Source organism: Streptomyces sp. NRRL F-5650, assembly GCF_000721365.1.
GTDB classification, from domain to species: domain Bacteria; phylum Actinomycetota; class Actinomycetes; order Streptomycetales; family Streptomycetaceae; genus Streptomyces; species Streptomyces ardesiacus.
Genome location: NZ_JOGV01000037.1, coordinates 40,355 through 65,920, shown reverse-complemented (window position 1 = coordinate 65,920; position 25,566 = coordinate 40,355). Strand labels below are relative to the sequence as shown.

General features: G+C 70.7%; 21 protein-coding genes and 2 pseudogenes. 15 read left to right on the top strand and 8 right to left on the bottom strand.

Annotated elements, in window-relative coordinates:
• The first annotated feature begins 47 nt into the window (after window positions 1-47).
• Together IG88_RS0127970 and IG88_RS43500 are read left to right on the top strand one after the other, a co-directional pair.
• A complete protein-coding gene (locus tag IG88_RS0127970) occupies window positions 48-794 on the top strand; it encodes a thioesterase II family protein (protein WP_031046941.1) in 747 nt (248 codons plus the stop codon).
• 457 nt (window positions 795-1,251) lie between these two features.
• On the top strand, window positions 1,252-1,665 hold the full coding sequence (locus tag IG88_RS43500) for a hypothetical protein (protein WP_031046939.1): 414 nt from the start codon (window positions 1,252-1,254) through the stop codon (window positions 1,663-1,665).
• A 112-nt stretch (window positions 1,666-1,777) separates the two neighbouring features.
• Here the strand turns inward: IG88_RS43500 and IG88_RS0127960 are convergent, their stop codons facing one another.
• Window positions 1,778-2,698 carry an NAD-dependent epimerase/dehydratase family protein gene (locus IG88_RS0127960; protein ID WP_031046937.1) on the bottom strand — a complete coding sequence of 307 codons (921 nt, stop codon included), beginning with the start codon at window positions 2,696-2,698 and terminating at the stop codon, window positions 1,778-1,780.
• A 253-nt stretch (window positions 2,699-2,951) separates the two neighbouring features.
• Here IG88_RS0127960 and IG88_RS45340 point away from each other — a divergent pair.
• Window positions 2,952-3,381 (top strand): annotated as a pseudogene (locus tag IG88_RS45340) (hypothetical protein).
• Between the two features lie 172 nt (window positions 3,382-3,553).
• Here IG88_RS45340 and IG88_RS0127950 read toward each other — a convergent pair.
• Window positions 3,554-5,095, bottom strand: coding sequence for a TIGR03086 family metal-binding protein (locus IG88_RS0127950; RefSeq protein WP_234332330.1), 1,542 nt, complete (start codon window positions 5,093-5,095; stop codon window positions 3,554-3,556).
• A gap of 261 nt (window positions 5,096-5,356) precedes the next feature.
• Complete coding sequence (locus tag IG88_RS0127945) at window positions 5,357-6,082, bottom strand: alpha/beta hydrolase (RefSeq protein WP_031046930.1); 726 nt, start codon at window positions 6,080-6,082, stop codon at window positions 5,357-5,359.
• A gap of 176 nt (window positions 6,083-6,258) precedes the next feature.
• On the opposite strand from IG88_RS0127945, the gene IG88_RS0127940 reads away from it, so the two are divergent.
• The 4 genes from IG88_RS0127940 (at window position 6,259) to IG88_RS0127925 (ending at window position 9,879) form a co-directional block, all read left to right on the top strand.
• Window positions 6,259-6,657, top strand: a complete 399-nt coding sequence (locus tag IG88_RS0127940; RefSeq protein WP_031046927.1) for a winged helix-turn-helix transcriptional regulator — start codon at window positions 6,259-6,261, stop codon at window positions 6,655-6,657.
• 322 nt (window positions 6,658-6,979) lie between these two features.
• Window positions 6,980-7,558 (top strand): TetR/AcrR family transcriptional regulator, encoded by a 579-nt coding sequence (locus tag IG88_RS0127935; protein ID WP_031046924.1) that lies wholly within the window; start codon window positions 6,980-6,982, stop codon window positions 7,556-7,558.
• Window positions 7,559-7,668: 110 nt separating this feature from the next.
• Entirely contained in the window at window positions 7,669-8,949 is a 1,281-nt protein-coding gene (locus IG88_RS0127930; RefSeq protein WP_031046920.1) for a hypothetical protein, read from the top strand.
• A gap of 45 nt (window positions 8,950-8,994) precedes the next feature.
• Window positions 8,995-9,879, top strand: a complete 885-nt coding sequence (locus IG88_RS0127925; RefSeq protein WP_031046917.1) for an alpha/beta fold hydrolase — start codon at window positions 8,995-8,997, stop codon at window positions 9,877-9,879.
• 14 nt (window positions 9,880-9,893) lie between these two features.
• On the opposite strand, the pseudogene IG88_RS44520 reads toward IG88_RS0127925, so the two are convergent.
• The 4 genes and pseudogenes from IG88_RS44520 to IG88_RS0127910 all read right to left on the bottom strand — a co-directional run.
• Window positions 9,894-10,037, bottom strand: a pseudogene (locus tag IG88_RS44520) (IS630 family transposase); the annotation flags it as partial.
• A gap of 24 nt (window positions 10,038-10,061) precedes the next feature.
• Window positions 10,062-10,190 carry a winged helix-turn-helix domain-containing protein gene (locus IG88_RS41735; protein ID WP_107452315.1) on the bottom strand — a complete coding sequence of 43 codons (129 nt, stop codon included), beginning with the start codon at window positions 10,188-10,190 and terminating at the stop codon, window positions 10,062-10,064.
• 107 nt (window positions 10,191-10,297) lie between these two features.
• Window positions 10,298-13,144 carry a protein kinase domain-containing protein gene (locus tag IG88_RS40400; protein ID WP_158854094.1) on the bottom strand — a complete coding sequence of 949 codons (2,847 nt, stop codon included), beginning with the start codon at window positions 13,142-13,144 and terminating at the stop codon, window positions 10,298-10,300.
• Window positions 13,145-13,285: 141 nt separating this feature from the next.
• Entirely contained in the window at window positions 13,286-14,326 is a 1,041-nt protein-coding gene (locus IG88_RS0127910) for a LacI family DNA-binding transcriptional regulator (RefSeq protein WP_031046911.1), read from the bottom strand.
• Window positions 14,327-14,928: 602 nt separating this feature from the next.
• Between IG88_RS0127910 and IG88_RS43495 the strand changes: the two genes are divergently transcribed.
• Both IG88_RS43495 and IG88_RS0127900 read left to right on the top strand, forming a co-directional pair.
• Window positions 14,929-15,156: a hypothetical protein gene (locus IG88_RS43495; RefSeq protein ID WP_031046909.1), complete on the top strand. Its 228-nt coding sequence runs from the start codon at window positions 14,929-14,931 to the stop codon at window positions 15,154-15,156.
• A 279-nt stretch (window positions 15,157-15,435) separates the two neighbouring features.
• Window positions 15,436-16,545 (top strand): ABC transporter substrate-binding protein, encoded by a 1,110-nt coding sequence (locus IG88_RS0127900; protein ID WP_031046906.1) that lies wholly within the window; start codon window positions 15,436-15,438, stop codon window positions 16,543-16,545.
• Window positions 16,546-16,632: 87 nt separating this feature from the next.
• On the opposite strand, the gene IG88_RS0127895 is transcribed toward IG88_RS0127900, so the two are convergent.
• Complete coding sequence (locus IG88_RS0127895) at window positions 16,633-17,259, bottom strand: TetR/AcrR family transcriptional regulator (protein WP_051852096.1); 627 nt, start codon at window positions 17,257-17,259, stop codon at window positions 16,633-16,635.
• Between the two features lie 94 nt (window positions 17,260-17,353).
• Here IG88_RS0127895 and IG88_RS0127890 point away from each other — a divergent pair, with 94 nt between their 5' ends.
• The 6 genes from IG88_RS0127890 (at window position 17,354) to IG88_RS0127865 (ending at window position 25,529) form a co-directional block, all read left to right on the top strand.
• Window positions 17,354-17,776 (top strand): nuclear transport factor 2 family protein, encoded by a 423-nt coding sequence (locus IG88_RS0127890; RefSeq protein WP_031046902.1) that lies wholly within the window; start codon window positions 17,354-17,356, stop codon window positions 17,774-17,776.
• Window positions 17,776-18,630 carry an NAD(P)H-binding protein gene (locus tag IG88_RS0127885; protein ID WP_031046900.1) on the top strand — a complete coding sequence of 285 codons (855 nt, stop codon included), beginning with the start codon at window positions 17,776-17,778 and terminating at the stop codon, window positions 18,628-18,630. The genes IG88_RS0127890 and IG88_RS0127885 overlap by 1 nt, the downstream gene beginning before the upstream one ends.
• 755 nt (window positions 18,631-19,385) lie before the next feature.
• Window positions 19,386-20,579 carry a hypothetical protein gene (locus IG88_RS0127880; RefSeq protein ID WP_031046897.1) on the top strand — a complete coding sequence of 398 codons (1,194 nt, stop codon included), beginning with the start codon at window positions 19,386-19,388 and terminating at the stop codon, window positions 20,577-20,579.
• Between the two features lie 688 nt (window positions 20,580-21,267).
• The gene (locus IG88_RS0127875) at window positions 21,268-21,651 is read left to right on the top strand and encodes a hypothetical protein (RefSeq protein WP_031046894.1); all 384 of its coding nucleotides are present in this window, start codon (window positions 21,268-21,270) and stop codon (window positions 21,649-21,651) included.
• 369 nt (window positions 21,652-22,020) lie between these two features.
• Complete coding sequence (locus tag IG88_RS0127870) at window positions 22,021-23,961, top strand: ATP-binding cassette domain-containing protein (protein ID WP_031046891.1); 1,941 nt, start codon at window positions 22,021-22,023, stop codon at window positions 23,959-23,961.
• Window positions 23,962-24,056: 95 nt separating this feature from the next.
• Window positions 24,057-25,529, top strand: a complete 1,473-nt coding sequence (locus IG88_RS0127865; protein WP_031046889.1) for an NUDIX domain-containing protein — start codon at window positions 24,057-24,059, stop codon at window positions 25,527-25,529.
• Window positions 25,530-25,566 lie beyond the last annotated feature (37 nt).

The window sequence follows — 25,566 nt, the reverse complement described above, 5'->3', positions numbered from 1 at the left end:
ACTCAGAGGTGCTCCGCAGATCCGATCATCAGGGAGTCAGCACAACCATGACCGAGACGACGGAAAGCTCCGGCAGTTCCATCCGGCGCTTCCACTCCTCCGCGGCGGGCGTCCGTCTCGCGTGCTTCCCGCATGCGGGCGGCGCCGCCAGCTACTTCTTCCAGGTCTCGCGGCAGCTTTCGGCTGTGGCCGACGTGCTGGCGGTCCAGTACCCGGGCCGGCAGGAGCGGCGCAAGGAGCCGTTCGTCCCCAGCGTCACCGAACTGGCCGACGTGCTGGTGGCGGAGCTGCGCCAGTGGGCCGACCGGCCGCTGGCCCTCTTCGGCCACAGCATGGGTGCGCTGGTGGCTTACGAGGTCGCCCGCAGGCTGGAGCAGGAGGGGATCAAGCCGGTCGCCCTCTTCGCCTCCGGGCGCGCCGCGCCCTCGCTCTCGCGTGACGAGGGCGTGCACCTGCGCAGCGACGCGGGGTTGCTCGACAAGGTACGGGAGCTGGGCGGCACTGCGGGCGCCCTGCTGGAGGACCCGGACGTGGTGGAGATGCTCCTGCCCGCCATCCGCAACGACTACCGGGCGGTGGAGACCTATCGCCACACCCCGGGCCCGCCACTGTCCTGCCCGCTGGTGGTGTTCACCGGTGACGCGGACCCACAGGTGTCCGCGGCCGGGGCGCAGGCCTGGGAGGCCTTCTCCACCGGCGGCTTCGAGCTGAACACGTACTCCGGCGGCCACTTCTTCCTCGACGCGCACGCCGCTGACGTGCTGGGGAAGATCCGCTCGCGGCTGGACGGCTGAGCGTCCGGTCCAGCTCCGTTCGGTCTGCGGCTCGAGACCGGGACGCCCTCGCGTTCGCTCCGGACGGCCGGACGCTGGTCTCGGCCCGCGGCGACGGTGCGGCTCGGACGGGGGACATCGCCTCGGGCCGACAGAGGGGAAGGCCGTTCGTCGGCCGCGGCGGACCGACCGTGGGCGGTTTGCCGTTGGCGCTGAGTCCGGCCAGCAGATCTGCCATGCCCTCCACCGGGATTTCACCGAGGAAGAACGCTCTCAGTGCCTGCGGGGAACACGAACCGGCCCGGTCTGCCCCTGATGACAACGAGCCCGGGGGTGGCTGGATGAGCGGTGCTGACAAGCGGTACTGACATTTCCACACACTGCCGTGTGCACGTCATGGGTTGTTCATCGCCTTCCGCAACGATCCGCCGTGGAGATTCCCGCTCGCTCAGAGCTCGTTCGAGGAAGAAGGGGCCACATGCGCAGAACCTTCACGACGGTGGCCGCTGCGGCAGTCGCAACGATCGCTTTCGGCGCCGCGCCGGCACACGCCACCGCCAGCGCCGTGGACATGGACTTCGGCATGTCCTACGGCGCCACCACCACCTCGGGGACCATTCACTTCACCGACGGCTACACCGCCAGCGTTTCTGCCGCCGTCCACGCGGTGAGCGGCCCCAGACGAATATGCGTCACGGGCTGGAACGGCGATGTCCACGACGGCCCGTACTGCAGCGCCTACGACCAGCCCGGCGGGTCGAACCAGGGCTTCGGCAAAGAGCTGCGCATAGCTCTCCCGGGCGGTGTCCAGGAGGTCACGATCTTCCTGAACAGCGACACAGCGACCCTGAAGAAGGAGAAGTGCACCCGCAACGGCTGTTCGCTGTTCTGACCCAGCGGCTTCCGCTGCCACAGGTGCGGTCCGGCGGTCCGGTCGCGCCACGGACTGCCGGCCGGCCGAGTCGGCGGCACTCGAAGGGGAGGTCCAGGAAGCTGTGGACGGGTCAGCCGGCGAAGATCCGCTCCACTCCCTCCCGATAGCTCGTGATCTGGAAGTCGGGAAACCGGGCCGCGAACTTCGAGCTGTCGAAGATGTTGTCGTCCCGGTAGCGGTCGAGCAGTTCGTACATCTCGTCGAGCGGCTTGACGAAGCGGCGCGTCAGGCGGAAGGCGAGCATCGGCAGCACCGTGTAGCCGACCTTTCGGCCGGTGACCTCGCCGGCGATCCCGATGAGCTCGGCGTAGGACTTCCGGTGCGGGTCGACGGGCAGGTGCCACGTCTGGCCGTAGGCATCAGGAGTGTTGCCGAGCAGGGCGAGAGCGCGGCTCGCGTCGGGGGTCCAGATCAGGGAACGCCTGGCACGGGCGTCGACGGGGACGAACGGCCGCTTGCCTGCCTTGATCCGGTCGAACACCAACGAGTTCGTGTAGCTCTTCGTGCGGCCGGGGCCGTAGAACTCGGGCGCGCGGCCGATCAGCGCTTCGACACGTCCGGCCCGCATGGCGTCGAGCAGCATGGTGGCGATCCGTGCGCGGGCCCCTCCCTTGCGTCCGCCCGGCGCGAATGCCGTCGACTCGGTCTGAGGCGTCGGCGTTCCGGGATACATGTAGGTGTTGTCGAAGAAGACGAGCTTCGTGCCGTGTTCGGCGCAGGCGTCGATGACGTTGCGCATCATGACGGGGAACTGCCGCTCCCACAGCTCCGAGTCCAGGGGCAGGCCGACGGTGAGGTAGGCGATGTCGCTGCCTGCGACGGCTCGGCCGGTGGCGTCGGCGTCGGTGAGGTCCGCGGCCATCAGCTCGTCGGTGTCGTTCACCCTCGACGGCTTGCGGCTGACGAGGCGGATGTCCTTGGTGTGATTGCGGTGGAGCTCGTTCGCGAGCTCGTCGGCGATGGGTCCGCCGGCGCCGAGAACGGTCTGCATGAGGTCTCCTTGACGTGGATGGTGCGGCCCCACCCGATGTGGTCGTCGGCCGAGCCTTCGGGCACCTGGTCACTGGCTGGTGCCAGCGTGTCACCGAGGTGGACAAGAAGAGGCGATGACGAGGACCGTGCGCGTCTTGTGCCCTCCCGGGCGGTCAGGACGCCGCGTGCCCTGGGCGTCCGCCGACCGGCCACTGGCTCCGGCTGCGACGCCGTCGCCTCGCGAACCCGCTCCGCATGAAGGAAGACCAGCCATGACCAAGCGCGTCCTCGACGTCGTCACCAACGTCGGCCACTACGACGACCCTTCCCACAGCACCGGCCTGTGGCTCTCCGAGCTCACGCACGCCTGGCACGTCTTCGAGGAGCACGGTTACGAGCAGACGATCGTCAGCCCGGCCGGCGGCGCTCTCCGACGGCTCCTATCTCATCGCCGGCCGCAGGATGACAGGCTTCGCCTGGACCGAGGAGGTCCTCGCCCGCGTCGACAAGCTCGTCCCCTACAACGCCGAGGAGCAGGCCAGAGAACGCGGCGCGCGCTACGAGAAGGCGACACTGCCGTTCGTCTCCTACGTCGTGACCGACGGCAACCTCGTCACCGGCCAGAACCCGGGCTCGGCCAAGGCCACGGCGAAGAAGGTCGTCGAAGCCATCGAGGGCAACGCGTCGAAGGAGCGGGGCTGAGTCGCGACGCAGTCCTCCGTGACGGAAGGAAACCGGACCCAGCCACCGGCCCGCCGGGGCCCGAGCCGACCACCCTGCGAAGCTCACCGACGCCACCATGGCAGCAACGGATCACCTGTCTCGCGCACAGATTCAGGCACAGTGCGCGACAGCCGGGTGTCCGGGCGCCGGTTCAGTCCGGGATGCGACGGCCGAGGAACGCGGCCACGTGGTCCAGGGCCGGGGCGTTCTGTGGGGCGGGCACGGCTGAGGCGAAGGAGCCGCCGGCGGTGCGGGGCAGATCGCCGTACACCTCCTGAACCACAGGCAGGGCGACGCGCGCGATGTCGGGCTCCAACTCACGGTCGCGGCCGAGCGCGGCCGCGAGGTCCCAGCCATGGACGAGCAGCTCGATCAGGAGTTGCTCGACCACGCGCCGGCCCGAGGCGGGGCCGAAGGAGCGGTCCAGCATGCCGGGCTGCCGGAACGCTGCGCGAGCGGTGGTGGCGGCTGCTTCGAAGGCTGCGACGTGGTCGTCGCCGAGGTGGTCTTCCGTGTGGCCGTCGGTGGGTGGTACGTCCTGGGCCAGGCCGCCCCACATGATGCTCTCCCACACCAGATGGTCGAGCAGATCCCGTACGGTCCAGTCTTCGCAGGGGGTCGGCAGGTCGAACTGCTCCGGCGCCGTCGCGCGCACGAGTGCGCCGACGGTGTCCTGGACACGTGTGAACGCGTTCAGGACACCGTCCGGCCAGGGGTCGGCGTCCTGCGCGTAGAGAACTCCGAGCCGGGAGTCGCGTGCGCCGGGCGCGGGGTTGGCGCGCAGGGCGGTGGCCAGCCACTGTCCTTCCGCGGCGATTGAGGCGGGCACGGGCTGACCGCCGAGGACGCACAGGAGCTGCCAGAAGCGCTCGACCGCGGGTTCGGAGCCGGCGGTGAGCTGCTCGTGCAGGAGGGAGCGTGCTTCGGCGCCGTCGGCGGTCACGCCGGGGTCGTTGTTGGCGCCGCTGGGCAGCCAGGCGGCGACGATGCCGGCGACGACCGCGTCGGCTGCGGGAGAGTCGGCTGCGATGCCGGCCTGCATCGCCTCGCGGGCGCGGGCGGTCCACAGGTCGGTGAGCGCGCGCATCTCTGCCGCCGCTGCGGGGTCGGGGTCCTGCCCTGCCTGCCCCTGGCGGGCGGTGTACCGGGCCATGCGCCGCATGGCCGGGCGCAGTTCCCCTCCGGCTACCAGCTCGCCCAGCTCCAGCCAGGCTTCGACCTGCTCGTCCGTGGGCTCCTCGGGAAGGTCCGCGCCGGCGGCGCGGAGCCCCTCGTGGAACTGGGGCACGTCCAGATCGCCGAGGGTGTCGGTGAGGAAGTCGTGGATGAGCCTGCGGCGCTGGTCGAGGGACATGTGGGCGGTGCGGGTCATCAGAGCGAGTCCTTCTCGGGTGGTGTGACGGGTGACGTTGCGCAGGACGGCTTGGTGGGTCCGTAGCCGGCGGATTTGCGCCTCCAGGGCCTTGACGTGCGCGGCGGCCACGTCCGCGAGCCCGCTCTCGCGGTCCAGAGCGGCCCGGATCTCTCCAAGGCTCAGCCCCAGGTCCCGCAGCGTCCGGGCCATCTGCAACCGGGCGACACCGTCTGTGTCGTAGCGGCGGTAGCCGCCGGCGGTCCGTCCGACCGGCGCTACGACACCCACGTCCGACCAGTGCCGGACCACCTTCACCGGCAGCCCGGTCTGCCGTGCCACGGCCCCGATGCTCCACGTAGGCCGCGACACGTCTTCCATACGCATGTGCTCCACCCTCGACTCTCCCTTCGTGGGAGAGTCAAGCAGCCCCGTGAAACCGCCGCAGTAGATGCCGGATTGACCACCTGGCTGCCGGCCAACCCGTGGGTCGGCCGAGCGCAACGTGGTGGAGCGCTGCTTCTCACAGAGTCCTACCAACCGGGCAACTGTCTCCCTCGCCTCGCTCCTGATGTGGGCGTGACACATCGACGACAGCCCTGGCTAGGCGAGTTTGAGGAGCAGGTCGCTGAGTTCGGTCGGCATGGTGATCATGCAGTCGTGGCCGGTGGGCAGCTCCCAGACCTGGGCGGCAGTGCCGTTGGGCTGGATCGGGGGAACGGGGCGACGGGTGATGCCCTCCGGCATGGCGCCGACATTGTGGATGTGCGTGCGCGGAATCGCGTCAGCAGCCGGGTTGCCCAGTCGCACCGGCTGCTGGAGACAGCGCACCGGCTGGTCCGAGAGCATCCCGTGCAGCCAGGCGACGTCAGCCGGGTCGGTGACGCCGAACAGTCCGAAGGGCGCGGGCTGTTCGGGCATCGGCGGCACGCGCCAGCCGCTCTCCGACTCCTCGGCGAGCTCGATCAGCCGCCGTGTCACGGGTTGGACGTCGACTGCGGACTCGCCGTCCTCCGGGACCATCGCGTCGAGGTAGACCAGGTGCGCGATGCGTTCCGGAATCCGGTGGGCCGCGGAGGAGATCACCAGCCCTGCGTAGCTGTGGCCGACGAGTACGACGTCGCTGAGGTTCTCCCTGGTGATCAGCCCGACCACGTCGTCGACGTGCGTGTCGAGACCCACTTCCGGACCGAGCAGGTGTGCCTTGTCGCCGTAGCCGGTCAGGGACGGCGCGAGCACCCGGTGCCCGGCGGCTTCCAGCAGCGGTACCACCCGCTCCCAGCACCGTCCGCTGTGCCAAGCGCCGTGTATGAGCAGAAACGTGGACATCGATCTTCCTTCGCGGGAGCAGAAAGGCACGGTCACGCGCATGCCGCCGGAAGTCGCGGCTCTGGCGGTTACTTTTCGTGCCTCGGTACTGTTTGAGTACCAAGAGCATGCTGGTGCACACGACGCGCCGCAGGCAATAAGGCACTTTTCGGTGCCTCGGTTCTCTGGAGGTAACCATGGACGCGGCACAGGGTGCTCCGCAGTCGGTGGCGCGGCCCGGCGATGCGTGCCGGACCCGGGTGGTGCTCGACATCGTCGGAGACAAGTGGTCGCTGCTGGTCGTGCGCCATCTCAGGGATGGACCGCGCCGTTTCACCGAGCTCAAAAGGGCCATCGACGGCATCAGTCAGCGCATGCTCACCGTGACGCTGCGCGGCCTGGAGCGCGACGGAATCCTGACCCGCACCGTCCACGGCGTGATGCCGCCGCACGTCAGCTATGAGCTCACCGAGATGGGTGTCACCCTGCGCGAGGCCACCGCACCGCTGCTCGAATGGAGCGTCGCGCACCTCGCCCGGATCGACGACGCCCGCGCCGCCTACGATGCCCGCACCGATCCACCGATGACCTCGTAGCGGGAGGCGAGTGTCACCCGAGGGCGACGTCCTTGGCTCCACTGCGAGCGGCCGTGGAGGAGGCCCGTGCCGCGCACGGCGGGCGCCCCGGCGGTCGCCACCGTCGAGGTCCTGGACCGGAGGACGACGGGTCGGCCGAGGCAGCGGGCCTGCGTCCGCTGCGCGGCCCGGACACCGCCAAGGGTGCCGGCGACGAGTGGCCGTGAGGGCCAAGGATGCCGGCGACGAGTGTCGTGAGGCCGCCTGCTTGCAGGTCAGCGAAGGACTGGGCGACCACGGGCCCTTTCTTGAGCGAGCGATCCACATAGGCTACGGTTGGGCCATGGCAAGGACCCGGGAGTTCGACACGGAGGCGGCGGTGAGCCGCGCGATGGAGCTGTTCTGGACGCGCGGCTACGAGGCCACCTCGGTGCGCGATCTGACCGGGCACCTGGGGATCGGACAGGGCTCCCTGTACGCCGCGTTCGGCGGCAAGGACGGCCTGTACCGGGCGGCACTGGAGCACTACCGCACCACCCTCGCGGCGGCCGCCCTGCGCAGCCTGGAGGAGGGGACGGACGCCCGCTCGGCGATCCGCACCATGCTGGTCGAGCGGGTCCGGATCGCCGCGGACCACGACGGCCGGGGCTGCCTGGCGGTCAACGCCGCCTGCGAGCGCCTGCCGGAGGACGCGGCGACCCGGCGCACCGTGCGCGACATGCAGGACGCCAGCCGGGACGCGCTCGCCGAAGTGCTGCGGGCCGCGGCGGAGCGGGGCGAGATCGCGACGGAGCGCGACCCGTACACTCTCGCCGCTTTCCTCGTCACCTTCCTCAACGGCCTGCTGGTCTCCTCGAAGGTCACGCCGGACGTCCGCGCCCTCGAACCCCTCGTGGAGGTCGCGCTGGCCGCCCTCGACTGACTTTTTCATGCCCAGAATCTGTAACGCACGATACAGAAAAATCGGATGCTCGCCCGGACACGGGCTCCGGCGGCCCCGCCGCGCTGCAATCCAAGACATCGGAGGACCCCATGCCCCCCGCACCCGTCCCGGGTACACCCGCTCTCGGCGGAAGCCGCTGGAACACCTTCCCCGCGGCCGGCACCACCCTGACCGCCCGGGAGTTCCTCACCGCCACCGCACCGCTGCTCCAGGGCGTTGTCGACGACAACGCCCTCACCAGCGCCGACAGCGAGGTACTGGAGGGCCAGATCCACGCGACACTCGCCCTCGGCACCCGGGAGACCTCCCTCCCCCTGCTCCTCGGTCCGGACAGCGCCTCGGCAGCACGCGAACTGGGCAGGCAGGCCGAGACGATCGGCCGGCAGCTCGCCTCCTGGGCCACCGAGGCGCTGGACAGGCTGCTCACCGATCCGGTACCGCTGCCCGCCGGCCCTCTGGTCGTCCGCAGCCACTGCTACGGCCACCTGCTCACCCCGCCCGCGGCCGATCTGCTCCTCGGGCGTCGCGGTGGACCGGTCACGATGCAGCTCTACAACGAGTGGCTCCACCAGATCGTCCTGCTGCGCGACGCCTTGCTGCCCTTCACCAACTGGCAGGACGTCCCGCTCCTGATCACCCCGACCGGACTTCGGCACACCGAACCGGCCCGCGACGCGTTCCTCACCGAACTCCTGGTCCGGCAGATCCGGCACTCCAGCATCGTGGCCTTCGCCCGCCACGTCGTCACCGGCACCTCCGGCCCGGCCGGTTACGGCTTCGAGGCAAGTGGCGGCACCGCCCTGCCCGCCGTCCTCGACCGGCCAGCCCTGACCGCACCCCGGTACCTGCTGACCTGGCGCCCGGACCCGGCCGTCGCTGAAACCGCCACGTACGTCCCGGAGATACGGGACTACTACGCCGCACCCCGCACCCTCGTCGAGAACCTGCCGCCCGCCACCCCCACGTCCGGACGGCTCACCGCCCGCACCCTCACCGCGACGGCCGCCGACGGGGTCCGGACCGCCCGCATCGAGGTCACCCACGACGGCACCACCGCCCACGTCGACCTCGGCCAGGCCCTGCGCGGCCACCGCTTCACCCACCGCGAGGACCCCGCCGCGGGCGACCCGCCCGACACCGCCGACGCCTGGTCCGCACTGCGCGCCCCGGGACTGGTGTGGACGCAGGCAGGCGACGTCACCCTGGACGCCACCGGCCAGGACGACCTCGTCGTACTGGCGCTGCTCGGCCGCCTCTACCCGGAGAACCTCACCCTGCGCCCCGTCGGCCGTTCCGCCGTTCCCACGCCTTCCGGCGGCAGTGGACAGCGCCGTCTGGTGACCCTCGTCGACCCTCCGCAAGCCCACTGACACCCGCGTCGCCACCCACAACAAGAAGCAGGAAGGTTGAAAGACATGATGTCCGACCATGAAGGAACGCCGGTCCGCACGGGCAGGGCCGCCGTGAACGGAACGAGTCTGCACTACCGAACAGCCGGGTCCGGCCCCGCCGTGGTGCTCCTGCACGGCGTGCCCAAGACCAGCTACCACTGGCGCCACCTCCTCCCGAAGTTGACTGCCCACTACACCGTCGTCGCCCCCGATCTTCGCGGTCTCGGCGACTCCGCCCGCCCCTCGGACGGCTACGACTCGGCGACGATGAGCGACGACATCGCCGCGCTGATGAATCACCTCGGACACCGGGCGTACGCCGTGGTGGGCGAGGACTGGGGAGCGGTGATCGGCTACCAGCTCGCCGCCCGCCACCGCGACCGCGTCACCGCCCTCGTGTTCGCCGAGGCCCTGTTCCCCGGGTTCGGCTTCGAGGACCACACGGCCCTCACCGCGGAGAACGTCGCCGGCGGCATGCACCTGTGGCACCTGGGCTTCTACTTCCAGCCCGACGTACCCGAGATGCTGATCGCCGGTCACGAGCGGGAACTGATCACCTACATGATCAAGTCCGAGCGCAGCCGACCCGACAGCGCCACCCCCGACGCGATCGACGAATACGTGCGCTGCTACTCCATGCCAGGCGGCATCCGCGCGATGCTCGCGGTCTACCGGGCCATGCTTGTCGACGCCGAACAGAACCGGCGGGCCGCGCAGAAGAAGCTGGACATCCCGGTCCTGGCGCTCGGCGGATCCGCGTTCATCGGTGACCGCAACGAGTCCCAGATGCGACGCATGGCCCACCACGTCACCGGGCACGTGTTCGACGCCGGTCACGACCTCGCGGAAGAAGTACCCGACGAGATGGCCGACGTCCTCCTGCCGTTCCTGGCCACGTACCAGTCCTGACATGGACCGGTGACCGGTTGCCAGCAGGTCGGCGCTGCGATGGAGATACGTCTGCGGAATCGGCCGCGGACTCGCACCACCGGGGTGCGGCCGCGCCTCGACCGGGTCCTGGCACGCGGCGGCGTCATGGAGAATCCGGCTTCGTCCTCGAAGTCGGGCCAGCCTCCACTCACCACCGCGAGTCATCCGCAGGGCCACACCTCCTTGGCCCGGCCGGCCGCCGCCTCGTCGTCCCGCTCGCTGGCGCGTCGGGCCGGGATTCGGCAGGACCAGCCGTTGCGCACCAGCAGCCTGCGGACGCCCTGGACCATCCGGGGACGAGCAGGACGGCTGGTCCTCCTGTGCGTCCGACGGTGCACCGCAGAGGGGCCGTCCTGCTCCGGGGTCCGCAACCGTCAGGACCACAACACCGCGCGGGTCAGCCCGCGCCTGTTGACTTCAGCACCGCCAGCAGTGTGCGGGCGTCCCGGACGGTGGGGTGGGTTTCACCGAGGTCGGTGGTGGCGTCGTTCAGCACCCGTTCGGCGTCGCGTACCCCGCCGGGCTGGTCGCAGCCGAGCATGGCGTGGGAGACCCGCAGACGCAGGGTCAGTGGGTGCCGTGCGCCCAGTCGCGCCTCGGCCTCGCCGAGGAAGGTGCCGCAGCCGCGGCGCGTCTCCGCCATGGACTTCCCCTCCTGCCCACGCTCCCAGCGAAGGACTCGGGCCGCCAGCTCCTCGGCCGCCTCGTCCAGCCTCCGCTCGCCGGAAGGGGCGGTGTCCGGCGCCGGTGTGGTGGCCGCGGTGTCGACGGCCGGCTCGGTCGGCTCCTCAAGGGCCACCGCGCCGGGAGCGGCGGGCGTGCGGGAGGGCTGGGGCACGGCCCATGTGGTGTCTTCGGAGGCGTGGGCTCGGGTGTGGGCGAGTGTCCGGTAGTGGCGGGTCGCGGGCACGGTGGCGTGTTCCGCGACCAGGGTGCGTGCCTGTTCGGACAGGAGCGGCGGGGCGATGCTGCCCTCGGCGGCTCCGGGCACCAGGATCTCGGCCACGTCGCGGGCCGTCGGCCGCTGTTCCGGGTCGGGGCGGAGGCAGGCCCGGATCACCTTCTGGAGGGCCTGGGGCAGACCGGCGAGATCGGGTGTGCCGGCCCGGATGGCGGCGACCACGGACGGCGCGTCCTGTCCCCAGGGGCTGCGCCCCAGCGCGAGGCGGGCGAGGACGGTGCCGAGGGAGAACACATCGCTGGCCGGCGTGAACGTGGGCTGCTCGCGCAGTTGTTCGGGGGAGGCGTACGCGTAGGTGCCGGCGAAGCCGCGTCGTGGCTCGGTGAGCCGTTCGATCTGGGCGATGCCGAAGTCGATGACGCGCGGGCCGTCCTCGGTCAGCAGGACGTTGGCCGGCTTGAGGTCGAGGTGCACGATGCCCTCGGCGTGGATGGCGCTCAGGGCGACGGCGATGCCCGCCCCCAGCGTGCGTACCAGGTCGGTTTCCAACCGCCCGCAGTGCTCCGCGAGTTCCTGCAAGGAGGGGGCGGCCACGTACGGCACCGCCATCCACGGCGTCGGACCGTCGGTGTCCGCGGCGATCACCGGCACGGTGAACCGCCCGTCGACCCGCTGGGCCGCCCGCACCTCATGGGCGAAGCCCCGCTTGACAGCGGGAGCCGCCGCGAGGTGGGCGTGCAGCGTCTTGACGGCGACCATCAGACCGTCGGGGTCCTGGCACAGGTAGACACGCCCGAAGCCGCCCTCGCCGACGCACTCCAGCACCTCGTACGTGCCGAAGGCTCCTGGCTGGTCCACGACCGGGTTGGGCCGGGCCCGTTCCATCTCCCGCCAGGTCCCGATGGCCGCCGCGTGCGGGTGCACCGCGATCCGGCCGTCCGCGGCGCCTGCGGACGCCCGCTTGCGCGCGGCCTGTTCACCGGTCGCGGGCTGCTCGTGCCGCACCACGACGACCCGTACCGGCACCGGTTCGCCCTCCTGGAAGACGTAGGCCTCGATCTGTACGTTCTCGTCGCTCGGGCAGGACACGTAGACGGCCGGCAGCCCCAACCGCTCGCATACGGCGGCCTCTTCGGGGGTCGGTTGCGGGTCACCGTGGGCGAAGCAGAGGGCCTTCGCCTCACATCCCTGCCGGGACAGGCCCTGTAGCACGGCCGCCCAGTGCTGCGCGTCCCACACGCGCCATGTCACGTCGTCCGGGCCGTCGTTCACGACGGCGAGGCGGGGCGCTTGGGAGCCGTCGGCCTCGCGGGCCAGCACCGCGCATGCCGCCTCCGGCGCCGCCCGCACGGCATCCCCCAACAGCGTCGCGGTCGGTTCGTCGATGCGGAGCACCGGGCGCCGGGCCATGCGGGCGAGTTCGTCGCGCTGTCCGCGGAGGATGTCGTACTCCGGCGAACCCGGCCCCTGGCCTTGCAGTTCCATGCACGCTAGTACTTTTCCGAAGGAGTCGACGGCCGTCTCGTAGTCCTCCGCCGCGACCGCCGCCTTCGCCTGCCGGACGCGTGCGGAGAGGGTCTGTGGGCTGTCCGCCCCGTGAAGTTCCTCGGAGCGCGCGGCTATCTGCCCGTACATCCGGCCTGCGCGCTGGAAGTCTCCTTCGGCTTCGACGGCGGCGGCGGTCGCGTGAAGGTCCCGCAGGCCGTCCTCGCCGCCCTCGTTGCCGAACGGCAGTACGCCGGCGACCTCGGCGTAGCGCTGGCGGGCGATGGTGACGAGCTGGTGGCCGGGGCCGAGTTCCCGTTGCGCGGTCCGCAGCATCTGGGAGAACGCCCGCAGCGCCGCCGCGTTGTCGCCGCTCTTCTGCTGCCAGTAGCCCACCTCGCACAGCAGGGTGAGGGCCGTCTCGGTGCGGTTCTCCGCCTCGGCGGAGCGGCGCATGGCCTCGTAGCGGCGCACGGCTTCCTCGGGATGGCCCGACCGCCCGTGCCAGTGGGCCAGTTGGTGGCGGGCCAGTTCGGTGTCCCGATGGCGTGGTCCCTGGATGCGCTCCCGGTCGGCCATCAGCCGGCCGAACAGGTGCACCGCGGCCTCCGGCTGTCCGGACTCGCCCGTCCAGTGGGCCAGTTGGTGCCGCAGCGCCAGTGTGCTGGCGTCGCGCGGCCCCAGGAAGCGTTCCGCCAGCGCGACCAGGTCCGCGTAGCGTTCGGCGGCCTCCCCCGCATTGCCCTGACGGCCCGTCGACTCGGCCTCCGCGCTGCCCTCCCGCAGCGCCGCGGCCCAGTCCGCGCGAGGTCTTGGCGCCGCCCCACGCAGCTTGCCGAACCACCCCACCAAGCCCACCCCCATCGCCGTAGCCGGACGTGCGTCCTGAGGCCAGTATGCTCTACCCAATCGTTTGCGCCAATCGTTTGGGTAACAAGGCCCGCTGACCTCGTGGGGAAGCGAACCGATGGCGCTCGGGGCGGCTCTACGCTCTCGCGTTCACCGTGGGGGCGGCCCGATCCGCACGCCCGAAGAGGCCCGCACCACCAGTTCGGGCCTGAGCGTCTCCGAGGCGACGGGCTCGCCCGCCATACGGCGCAGCAGCAGCCGCACGGCGCGTCTGCCCTGCTCGGCCATGGGCGAGCGAACGCTGGTGAGTGGTACGGGCAGTTCGGCGGCGAGCGGAGTGTCGTTGAACCCGGCCAGCGCGAGGTCTTCGCCGAGCCGCAGACCCAGGTCGCGGGCGGCGCCCATGGTGCCGATCGCCGCGAGGTCGTTCACGGCGAAGATCGCCGTCGGCCGGCCGGGGCCGCTCAGCAACTCGGCGGCGGCCCGGTGCCCGCCGGCCGTGTCGAAACCGCAGTGCCGCACACAGTGGGCGGGCAACGGCAGGCCGGCCTCGCGGTATCGGTCGGTGAAGCCGGTGGTGCGGTCGGTGCCGGTGCTGGCGAAGGGCTCACCGGCGATGACGGCCACCCGACGGTGGCCCAGGTCCAGGAAGTGCTCGGCCACACGGCGCCCGCCCAGCCGGTCGTCGCAGGTGACCGCAGGGTGGCCGGTGTCGGTGCGGCGGTTGACGAGCACGAAGGGCGTGCCGTCCAGGGCCGGGTCGGCCAGGGCGGCCCCGTCCAGGTGTGCGTCGCCGATGACGAGGCCGTCCACCCGGCGGCCCAGGACCATTCCGATCCGCTCGCGCTGGGTGGCGGGGTCGTCGTGGGTGTTGGTGACGAAGGTGGAGAGCCCCCGCCGGGTCGCCTCCTCCTCCACGCCCTCGTAGATGGTGGCCACCACGATCTCCGAGAGCCGCGGGAAGAGCACCCCGACCAGGTTGCTGCGCCGGGTGCGCAGGCTGGTGGCGTGCGGGTTGGGCCGGTAGCCGAGTTCGTCGGCCAGCTCCCGGATCCGCCGTGCCGTCTCGCCCGACGCCGCGCGGCCCTGCTCACCGGAGGGGCCGTTGAGGACCCGGGAGACCGTCGAGACGTGCAGCCCGAGCCGTTCCGCGATCCCCCGCAGTGTCACCGGACCGCCCTCGCCCGCCATACCCGTCTCCCACCTCGCCGCCGCCTGACCGCCCCCATTGTCCCCAACGGGGCGCATCCGGCGGTCCCGGGGGCGGGCCTGGGACCGGGCGGCCGGAAATGGAAGCGAAGAGCATCGGCCTTGTACAGATGCGCGCTGCTCCACAGACCATCCGTCGTTGGGCACGCATACCCCTTCTCACGGTTCTGTGGCGGGGCAACGGATGGCCGCCGCAGCAGTCTGCTCGCTGGCCTCCGCTGACGGCGTTGCCGGCGATCTGCCCGGCGGTCCAGGAGATCGCGCAGCATCCCGCCGTGGCTCCCCAGGAGCCGTAGCGGTGGCCCTTCTTGGACAGACCCGTCGGGTCGGCGTACGCGCCCGCGTACCGGTACGGCTGGGGGGGTCTCGGCGGTGGCGCCTCGCGGCAGGCCGGTCGGGCCGTAGGCGTAGGCGTGCCCGCCGGCTCGCGGGTACGCGGATGAATCCGGTGTCCACACCGTTCGTCGTCGTGGAGGCGAGGCCGAGGGCGGCGTGGTGCAGCCGGGTGGAACCGGGTGGAGCCGAGTTTGGTGCGTTCGGCCTTGCTGGTGCAGGCGTGGGCCAGGTCGTAGGTCCTGCCGCCCGTGGTGATGCCGGCAAGCCGGCTGTGGTCGGTCCAGGATTCGTTCGTGCGGACGCCGGCGCTCGCGCCGGTGGTTTCGTTGCCGAGGTTGTCGTGGGACCAGCCGGTGGTGGAGCCGTTCCACCCGGTCAGCTCGCCGGCGTCGTCGTACGTGTACGTCGTGCCGCCGGGGCAGGTGTTCCTGCTGACGTCCTGGCCGATGAGGTTGGCGGTTTTCTCCCCGCAGTAGCGAGCCACGACACCTTCCGCGCGCCCGCCGAGTCGGCCTCGAGGACGTAGGAAAGGCGGTCCTGGGAGTCGTGGGTGTAGGTGGTCTGGTAGGCGATGAAGCCTGGCGGCTCAGCGAGCGAAATCTCGATTGCCTTCAGGCGCGGGTGTTGGATCCAATGACCGGCATGATCACCCGGGCGCGCCTGCCTCGGCGGGACGTGATGATCGCGCACCGTCAGCGGCCGGCGCGCGATCCGGGTGGACCGCGACCGCATCGTCCCAGGGGAGACACCACCCGATGAACACGCCACCATCGCCGTCCGGAGCGGAGCACACGGACGGGCCATCCATCCGCCTGGGTGCCCTCGTCCCGCTGACGCGGCCCGGCTGGGTCGAGGCGGGCCGACACCTGCTCGCAGGACTCGACCTGGCCGTTCGCGAGGTCAACGGCGCCGGCGGGATCGACGGCAGACCACTGGAGTTGGTGGTCAGGGACACCGCGGCCGATCCGGAGCGGGCTGCGGCGGCCGTGGACGAACTGGCCCACCTGGGCGTGGCCGCCGTGGTGGGTGAGTATCACAGCGTGGTCGCCCGCGCCGCCGCCGCCCGAGCCGACACCCTCGGCGTGCCGTTTCTCTGCTCGTCCGCGGTGCTCGACACGCTCACCGAGGAACCGACGGAGTGGGTTGCGCGTCTGGCCCCGGCCCAGTCCCACGGCTGGCGGATCTACGCGGATTTCCTCCTCCGCGCGGGACGGCGTCGGATCGCCGTGGCGACCCAGCCGAGCGTCTACTGGGCGTCCGGGACCCGCGTCCTGCGGGACCACCTCGCTCCCCGCGGCGGCACCGTCCTCGAACTCGACACGACGCTCACGCCCGAGGCTCTGTGCGACGCGCTCGTCGAACATGGCGCGACGGCGCTCCTGCTGCTGGCCGGCCATCCGGAGCCGGCGGTGCCGATCGTCCGGGCCGTCCGGGGCGACCGGCGGCTCGCGGAGATCCTTGTCGGCGCTCCGGCCGGACAACCGGAGTTCGCCGAATGGGCCGCGGCGCTGGGTGAGGACGGCGCCGGGATCCCGTTCCTGCGCTACCTGCCCGAGCACCTCGGTCCGCTCGGTGAACGCGTCGGGAAGGAGCTCCGCGAGCGGCTTGGCGAAGCGCCCTCCTTCGTCGCCTTCGAGGGCTGGGACACCGTCGCCGTCCTCGCTGCGGTGCTGCGTTCCCAGGGCACGGACCGGGCGGCCGTCGCCGAGTCATGGCCGCGCGTGGCGGTCGAGGGCACCCGTGGGCCGATCCAGTTCTCCCGCACGCCGGGCATCGGCGTCTGGCAATGGGCTTGGCCACCAGTCCAAGTCGTTGATCGGGACCCGGCGGAACCCGACCGCTTTCGGATCCTCCACGCCGGCTGACTCATCCCACGACCGCAGCCCTCAGCCGACCGCGGCCATGATCGACGTTCCGTCGATCAGCCGGAGCCCGCTGTGGCGTGAACGCCTTCACTGGTGGTGTTCGACGTCGGTCCAGGTTGTTCGATCCAGTGGTACACGGGCTCCCAGGGCTCCGACGGTGAAGGCCGCCAGCCGAGTCCGCATCTGCTCACGAGTCATCCGCTCTTGGCCGACGAGGTGTTCGACGAGGTCGGCGCGGGTGACAGCAAGCAGAGCGTGCGCGGTGAAATCGCTGTCGGCAAGCCCGGGAATCTGCTCCAGTGCGGCCTGGAGCGTGCTGTGCCACCGCTCGTAGTGTTCTGCCGCGTAAGGGCTGTCGCCGCCGGTTCCCTCCAGCGCCAGGGCGAGGTGGCGGTTGTCGATCTTGAAGCACAGCACGGCGTCGAGGAGGGCAAGTACGCGCTCCAGTGGCGGGGTGGCGGGCCCCAGAGGTGGTGGCCCCTCTTCGACGGCGAGCCTGATCGGTGCGAGCCGCATCTCGTAGAGCGCGTGGATCAGGCCGGTGCGGTCACCGAAGCCGCGGAAGAGCGTTGCCTTGCCGACGCCGGCCGCTGCCGCGATGTCAGCCATGGTGACCGCCTCCGGGCTCTCACAACGGGCGAAGAGCGCGTCGGCGGCCGCAAGGACGGCCTCCCGGTTGCGAGTGGCGTCCGCGCGCGGCTTGCGTTCGGGCATGCGGTTCCTCCAATTGCAAAACGGACCCTGGGTCCGTATCGTCGAACGCATGAAAACGGACTCAGGGTCCGTATCGTACGGGACGGAGCACCCCATGAGCATGAACACCGCACCGGTGGACCTGTACCGTCACGGCCTGCAAGCACTGCTGGACAAGGACATTCCCGCCTGGGTCGACCTGTGGGACGAGAACGGGATCTTCGAGTTTCCCTTCGCGCCGGACGGCTGGCCGAAGCGGCTGGAGGGCAAGGCGGCCGTCGCCGAGTACATGCGTGACTACCCCGACCACATAGACCTTCACGACTTCCCCTACGTGGAGATCCATCAGACCACCGCCCCCGAGACCATCGTGGTCGAGATGCGCGGTGTCGGCCGTCTGGTGGACACCGACAGCCCCTTCGACATGACCTACATCGCCGTGGTCACTGTCAGGAACGGCCTCATCGCCCACTACCGCGACTACTGGAACCCGCTCGCCGTCCAGAACCCCGCCACTCACTTCGCCGGGAGCAACTGATGCGCGAATCCCAGAGTTTCACCCTGGTCATCGGGGCCACCGGCACCACCGGGAGTCGCGTCGCCGCCCGACTGGGCGCCACGGGCCGGCGCGTCAAGGCCGCCAGCCGACGCGCCACCCCCGTCGACGGGGCCAGTCCCGTGCGGTTCGACTGGGACGACCCCGCGTCCTTCGAGGGCGCACTCGAAGGCGCGGACCGGGTCTATCTCATCCCGCCGATCGGCTCTCCGGATCCGGCAGCCGTCATGCTGCCCTTTCTCCGGCAGGCCCGCACCGCAGGAGTCCACCGCGCTGTCCTGCTCAGCTCGTCGGCGATCCCCGCCGGAGGACCTGCCGTGGGACAGGTTCACCAGGCCCTGCCCGACCTGTTCTCCCAGTGGGCGGTCCTGCGGCCCTCGTGGTTCATGCAGAACTTCACCGCCGACCATGCGCACGCCCGGACCATCCGAGCGGACGGGACCATCCGAACGGCAACCGGCGAAGGCCGCGTCGGGTTCGTCGACGCCGACGACATCGCTGCCGTCGCCGTGCATGCGCTGACCGAGGCGCAGGCCCCGAACACCGACCTGATCATCACCGGGCCCCAAGCCCTGAGCTACGGCGACGTCGCCGCCGTCCTCACACAGGTCACCGGCCGGACCATCACCCACCGCCGGCTGACCTACGAGCAGATGCGCGACCGCCTGGCGGCCGACGTGCCCGCCGAGTTCGCCGCGCTTCTCGCCGGCATGGACCACGCCATAGCCGAAGGTGCCGAGGACCGCACCACCGACACTGTCCAGCGCCTCACTGGCCGCCCGCCGCGCAGCTTCCGCGCTTTCGCTGAACGGGAGATGATCCGAATCCGGTACTGACATTCACCCGCTCCAACACGCGTGACCAAGTTCCAACGTGCGCCCAGTGGAGATTCTGGGATCCCACCGCCCTTCCCGACGAGCTCGTCCCCTGCCCTCGACTGGCCATCGTGAAGATCCAGAACGGCGAGCTGTACAGCGAGACAGGCCGGCCCGCACGACCGGCACATCGACCGGCGCGTCCAGTCGCGGGCCCACTGCGACAGCCACCGGGCGTCCGGACACCGCCTCGTGGTGATCCGCGGCGAGTCGGCGTCCGGCCGGTCGCACGTGACCCAGAGCCTGCGAGACCGGCCGCGGTATCTTGATCGTGGGCCAGGACGTGATCCGCCGGAACGTGCTCGGGGAACACGACACCGCACGAGGCGCCAGCATCACCCTGCTGGCCACCATCGCACGCGCAGCCCTCGACGCCGGCTTCGACGTCGTACTCGAAGGGATCCCGTACGCCGACCACTACGCGGCCATCCGCCCACCAGGAGGCCACCGTGCCCGCCGAGCAGATGATCCCGCTGCGCGGCGACCCGCCGTTGCCGACGCAGATGTGGGTCCTGGCACCGCAACAGTGGGAGGACCTGCGCGCCCGGCACCTTCCTCACCGGCCGACGCGCGTCTCCAGCCGGCTCCCGCTGCACCCGAGGCCCGGCCGCCCACGCGGCAGTCGGCGTCGGAACGATCCTGCTCGGCGAGCCTTGTAATCTGGCAAGCACCGGACATTCAACGGCTGTTGGCCAGTCAAAGGGGAAGCGGGTCCCATGCGCGAGCGCGAGCGCGAGAACAGCGAAACCAGCGCAGCCCACGGAGTGAAGCGTGCGTCGGCCAAAGGCCGCCAGCCGCAGCACCGGCTGCTGGACCTGGAGGGCACGGCGGGCAACGCGGCTGTCGTGCGACTCCTCCACCGCCCTGATCACCCCCAGCACCCGAACAGGACCCACTCGGCTCCCCCGGCGGCGGTCCAGCGAGCGGTCACCGTAGGCGGTGCGAAAGTCAGCGACCCCAGCCTCTTGATCGAGGAACACGACCTGGCCCAGCATCTCCTCACGGCCACCGGCCAGCAGGTGCTGGACTATCTCAAGCACCCGAGCGGCGCCCACGCTGACCTGCAGGCGAAGGACACCGAGGATCTCGTCATCCAGGTCGAGCGGATAGCCGCCATGATCGACTTGGTCCGCTCCATCAACGCCACCGGAATCCTGGGCCGCAAGAGCCTCGTCGCGCAGGGCGTCGCCCACACTGGGTCGAACGACCGTGGCAACGAGACCTCGCTTGCCGTGAACGTGCTCGACGCGAGAGGCGCAAAGAGCGGCGACCAGATCAAGAACGTGGTGACGAATTCGCTGACAGCGCCCAGCAACGGCAGCTTCAGCGTGGCCATGGAACGCCCCCAGGACGACGACATGGTCCTCGAAGAGTTGGCCAAAGTCACGGGTGGTTCACTGTCCGAGCAGGAGCTCGCCGACATCCGCAAGGCCGCCGGTGGCGACGAACAGACGATGAAGCTTCTCGTGTCGGCCATGCAAGAAGAGAAGCGCTTCGGCGCCCGGAGCAAGACAGTCGAGGAACACGCATCGCTGCTCCAGGAACGGACACAGAACACGGCGATGGCGATCATCAACGAACCGGGTCCTGATGTCGCGAATCTCTCGCCGCGGGCGGCGGCGTACGAGTCCGACGTGCCGTCGGACAGGATCCCTCCGGGTAAGGGCGGGTTCACCTCCCTGGTACTTCCCTCGTGGGTCGAGCCGTACGGTCCTCTGCTGATGACAAACTGGCCGGAGGGGGTCGAGATGCGCTTCGCCGGGTCCAAGCAGGTCACCGCCCATTACCGGGCCCAGGACAAGGACTACCCCGTCACCGTCGAGGCACCGGACTATGGATCCGAGATCCAGAAGCAACTGACGCAGTTCAAACTGATCGCCACGCACATCCTCAAGGCGACCAGTCTGTGAGCACCTCGGTCACGAACGCCGATCGGTCGTCGACGCCACGTTCACGATGCAGGCGGTCCGGCATGTGACGAGGCCGCAGAGGAGCTCATCCATGGGCAGTGCGGCGGCCTCGGTCCCCGGTCGGGACAAACAGGCCGGGCCGGGCCGAGCTCGAGCACGAGCTGACCGCGGCGCGGGCCCACGGCATGCCCGCCCCCTCGCCGCGGCGGACATCAAGAGCTGGGCCGACAAGGCGTGACAGGGAACCGGCCTGCGATCCGTGTCCCAATCCGGGGCGTGGGCACGCGTCTTGCCACAGCCGCCCACAGATGGACGGATCCTCAATGGGTACGGCACAGCGCCTCGGGCTTGCGGCACCTTCGGCCGTCCAGCGTGCGCGAGGAGCCTGTGAAAGACGACGCAGGACGGCCGGGCGGCCGACCCGTCACTGGCCCGTCAGCCATTCCCTCAGGTCAGCGCACCCTTCCGCGCGGCTTCAGCGGCACCGGAGGCAGCACAGGGGCGGGCCTCGGGCCCCGACGCGCCTCCGCCAACTGAGGCCGTGACAAAGGAGGAAGGGAGGAGCCGACAGCCGAAGGGGAAGGTCGATAGACCACCCCGGCAGCCTCCCACCCCACGCCCACCACATCCACGGAACTTACGAAAAGATCAGTAAGTGCTTCATCCACCTGGCCGTTGAAGACAGGACATGGCCTTCATGGAGCAGGGCCTGGGCCAGCAGGCCCGCGACCTGATCGACACCACCAAGGCCACCGAGCCGTGGGAGGAAGCCGTCGCCCTCCTGTGGCACGCCCACTGCCGGCCCGGGGACGCCCCCGTCCCGGAATCTGACCTCGACCGCACCCTCGACGCATCTGTCCAGCTCCTTGCCCACCCCGATGCGCCGACCGCCGTCTTCCAGACCCGCACGGGCCTGTCGGCCCTGGAGCTGGACGGCGCCGGACGCCACACCGCCCGGATACTCGACGCCCCCTCGCCGGCGTCGCCCGACTCGACGCCTACGCCGCACGCGACGCCCTGCAGCACCCCCTCGCCGCCTCTGCTGTGGACGGCCGCGCGACAGACGCGCTGAACGCGGTGACCACCGCAGCCGGACTGGGAGCGGGTGTCCTGACCGCCCCCCATCACGAGGCTCTGACAGGCGCGGTCGGGCACGCCGCCACAGAGCTGGAAAGGCTGCTCCAGGCCGTACCAGCACCCGGCCGGGAAGGGTGATGACCGGGAAGGCCCGCCGTTTCGCTCATGCGGTTGGGCGGCGTCGGCGTTTCGGCCACTTCCTGCCCGCAGCCGCTCCAAGCCAGACCAGGGATCCGACGCCCTCGGGGATCCCTGACGCAGGAAACAACGGGCTTCCCAGCACGACCGAATGACGTGTGTTCGAAATCGCAGCCGTGTCGTTGGACCTCACGACTCAGCCGCAGCGACCGTCCTAGGGGGAACGATGACCTCGGCCATTGCACAGGATCCGCCGCCGCAACCGCCGAAAGGGACCGTGCCGGCAGGCGCACCGCAGGACGCCGGTGTTCGAGAAGAGGAATACCTGTACCGCGATGCGTCGCGGCTCCAGGCCGGCGCCCTGCTGACCTCCCGCACCATGGCACGGCGCCTTCCCTCGCTCGTGCGGCGCTCGGTGCAGATGGCCTGGCGCGTGGACCGCGGCGCCACCATCGGCCTGCTGATCTGCCAGATCGGCACCGGCGTGCTTGCGGCCCTCGGCCTCCTGGCCGTCACGGGCACGATCACCGCACTGGTCTCCTCGGGCGACATCACCGCACGACTGTGGGACGCCGCCCCGCAACTGTCCGTGATCGCCGCCGCCGCCGGCCTGCGCGCGCTGCTGGGCATCGCCGTCGTCTGGCTCACCGGCCGACTTCGCCCTGTCCTCGGCCGGGAGGCGGAGCTGACGATGATCGAGGCCGCGCTCGGTGCCGAGCTGGCCGCGAACAACAAGCCCGGCTACAACGACGCCTACGACATCGCCGACCGCGGCGCCCAGGTCACCCCCGACCTCGTGGAAGAAGCCCAGGACGTCCTCGCAGCGACCGCCACGCTCGCGGCCGGCGCCACTGTCCTGACCGTCCTGCACCCCCTGCTCCTTCCCACTCTCTTCCTCGCCTGCATACCGCAGGCCGCCGCCTACGTCCGCTCCGCCCGCGTGATCTACCTCGCCGGACTGGAGACCTCGGGGCGGCGCCGGATGCTGGGCAAGCTGCGCTGGCACATGGCCTACATGGAGTCCAGTGAGGAGATGCGTGCCTGCCTGGCCGGCCCCTTCCTGATCGGCCGGTACCGCCGGCTGGCCGCCTCGGTCAACGCCGCCGAGCGCAAGGCCGCGAACACCGGTGCCTGGATGGGACTGGCCGGAGCCGTGGCCGGCGGGGTCGCCTCGGCCGCAGTGTGGGTGGCGCTGCTGTGGCTCCTGGCCTCCGGGCGGATGAGCCTGGCGGCCGGCGGCGGCGCCGTCTTCGCCCTGCAGACCGCCACCGGCTCGGTGCGCGGCATCATCAACGGCGGGGCCCGCCTGGTGCGCACCGGCTGGTACGTACAGGACTGGCAGAACTTCCTCGACAACGCCCACGGCCAGGCCATGACCGACTCCCGCGGCACCGCGCACGTGACCGCGGCCCCGGAGCGCTTCGAGGTCCGCGACGTCACCTACCGCTACGACGGCGCCCCCAAGAACAGCCTGAGCAACGTCTCCCTGCACGTGAAGCGCGGCGAGATCGTGGCGCTGGTCGGCGAGAACGGCTCCGGCAAGACAACCCTCTCGCGCCTGCTGTGCGGGTTGCTGCTGCCCACCGAGGGCGACGTGGCCTGGGACCACGCCTCCACCGCGGACCTGGACCCGTGGAGGTCGTGGGAGCACGTCGCGCTGGTGCCGCAGAAGTTCACCTACCTGCCGCTGACGATGCGCGACAACATCACCTTCGGGCAGGGCGACACCAGCGACGCGGCCCTGCTCGCCGCGTGCGAGGCGTCCGGCGCCGCGGAGATGCTGCCCAATCTCCGCTCGGGCCTGAACACCCTCCTGACCAGCGAGTGGTTCGGAGGACAGCAGCTCTCCGGGGGGCAGTGGCAGCGCCTGGTCCTCACCCGCGCGTTCCACCGGCAGGCAGCGCTGCTGGTGATGGACGAACCCACGGCCGCCCTCGACGCCCGCGCCGAGCACCGGATCTTCGCCGGCCTGCGCGAACTGGCCAAGGACCGCGCCATCCTCCTGATCACGCACCGCCTCACCAACGTGGCCGTCGCCGACCGGATCGTGGTCCTGGACGAAGGGCGGATCGTCCAGGAGGGCACCTACGCCCAACTCACACAGCAGCCAGGGCTGTTCCGGACCCTGTGGGAGCTGCAACGCCGGATGAGCGGCGACGCCCCCTGATCACCGGGCCGCGCCGGGCCACCGGTCCGCCGGATAGAGGCACCAGCCCGTTCCCTATGCTCCCTCCGCCCCACGTCCCTCTGAGGTAGTGCCCCATGCCGTTGTCGCACCACCACATCCGCACCACCGTCGATACCTACCTCGCCCGTCACCCTCACGAGCCTGAGCAGCTCAGCGTCCTCCTGGACGCCCTCGACCGGCCCGGCGAGGACATCGCCAGCCGCTCGACCTTCACCGGGCACGTCACCTGCAGCGCGATCGTCGTCGACCAGCTCGGCCGCGTCCTGCACGTGCTGCACCTGGCCAGCGGGAAGGTCCTCCTCCCCGGCGGACACACTGAGCCCACCGACGACTCCCTGGCAGCGGCGGCTCTGCGTGAACTGCACGAGGAGACCGGGATGCCGTCTCGGGCCGTCACGCCGTGGCCGGGCTACGAGACCGTGCCGCTGGACATCGACATCCACGACATCGACGCCCGTCCGGGCAAGGGCGAGCCCGGACACCAGCACTTCGACCTGCGGTTCCTCTTCCGTCTGCAGACGACCGAGGTGTCGGTCGCGCTGCAGGAAGAGGAGGTCGGCGGCATCGAGTGGCGTCCTGTGGACCGGGTGACCTCCCCGGCACTGCGCGAGAAACTGCTCGAACTCCCGCTCCAGGCCGAACCGGAGACGGCCAACGCCTCGGCCCTGATCTACAACGACCGCGGCGAGTACCTGCTCCACCTGCGCGACTACTTCCCCGGTCAGATCTGGGAGCCGGGCATGTGGTCCCTGCTGGGCGGCGGCCGAGAGCCCCAGGACACCACCCTGGAACACACCGTGCGGCGCGAACTCGCCGAGGAAGCCGGCCTCGATCTCGCCGACCTGTCCCCGTTCGGCACCGAGTACGCCTCCCACGACGACGGTGTGAGCGTGCCCATCGCCATCTACGCAGGCCGCTGGAACGGCGACCCGCGCGAACTCCACCTGACCGAAGGCGTAATGCTCGCCTGGTTCGCCCCCGACGACCTCCACCGCCTGCGCATCGCGGACACGACCAGCGACCTCGTACGGCGCCACGCCGCAAGCCTCCCGCCGATGCGGAGCGGACCCGAGCCCGAGGAACAGCGTCCAGCGTCACCGCACGGCACGGTCCCCAACATCATCGGCGTCCACCTCTACCTGGAACGCCCTGACGGGACGGTGCTGCTCGGGCTGCGCCACCCCGACTCCGCGTTCGCGCCGTCCACCTGGCACGTCCTGGCCGGCCACTGCGAGCAGGAGAGCGCCGTCGACTGCCTGATCAGGGAGGCGATGGAGGAAGCCGGGCTGCACATCGAGCGCCAGGACGTGGAACTCGTCCATGTCGTCCACCACATCGGTCAGCCCAGGAACCCGCCCCGCATGGGCCTGTTCTTCCGCGCCCGTACCTGGAGTGGCGAGCCGGTACTGCGCGAGCCGGACAAGTGCACCCAGTGGAAATTCTGGGACCCCGCCACCCTTCCCGACGACCTCGTCCCCTATACCCGACTGGCCATCGCGAAGATCCAGAACGGCGAGCCGTACAGCGAGACGGGCTGGCCCGCATGACCGGCGCATCCAGTCGCATGGCCGCTGCGACAGCGAC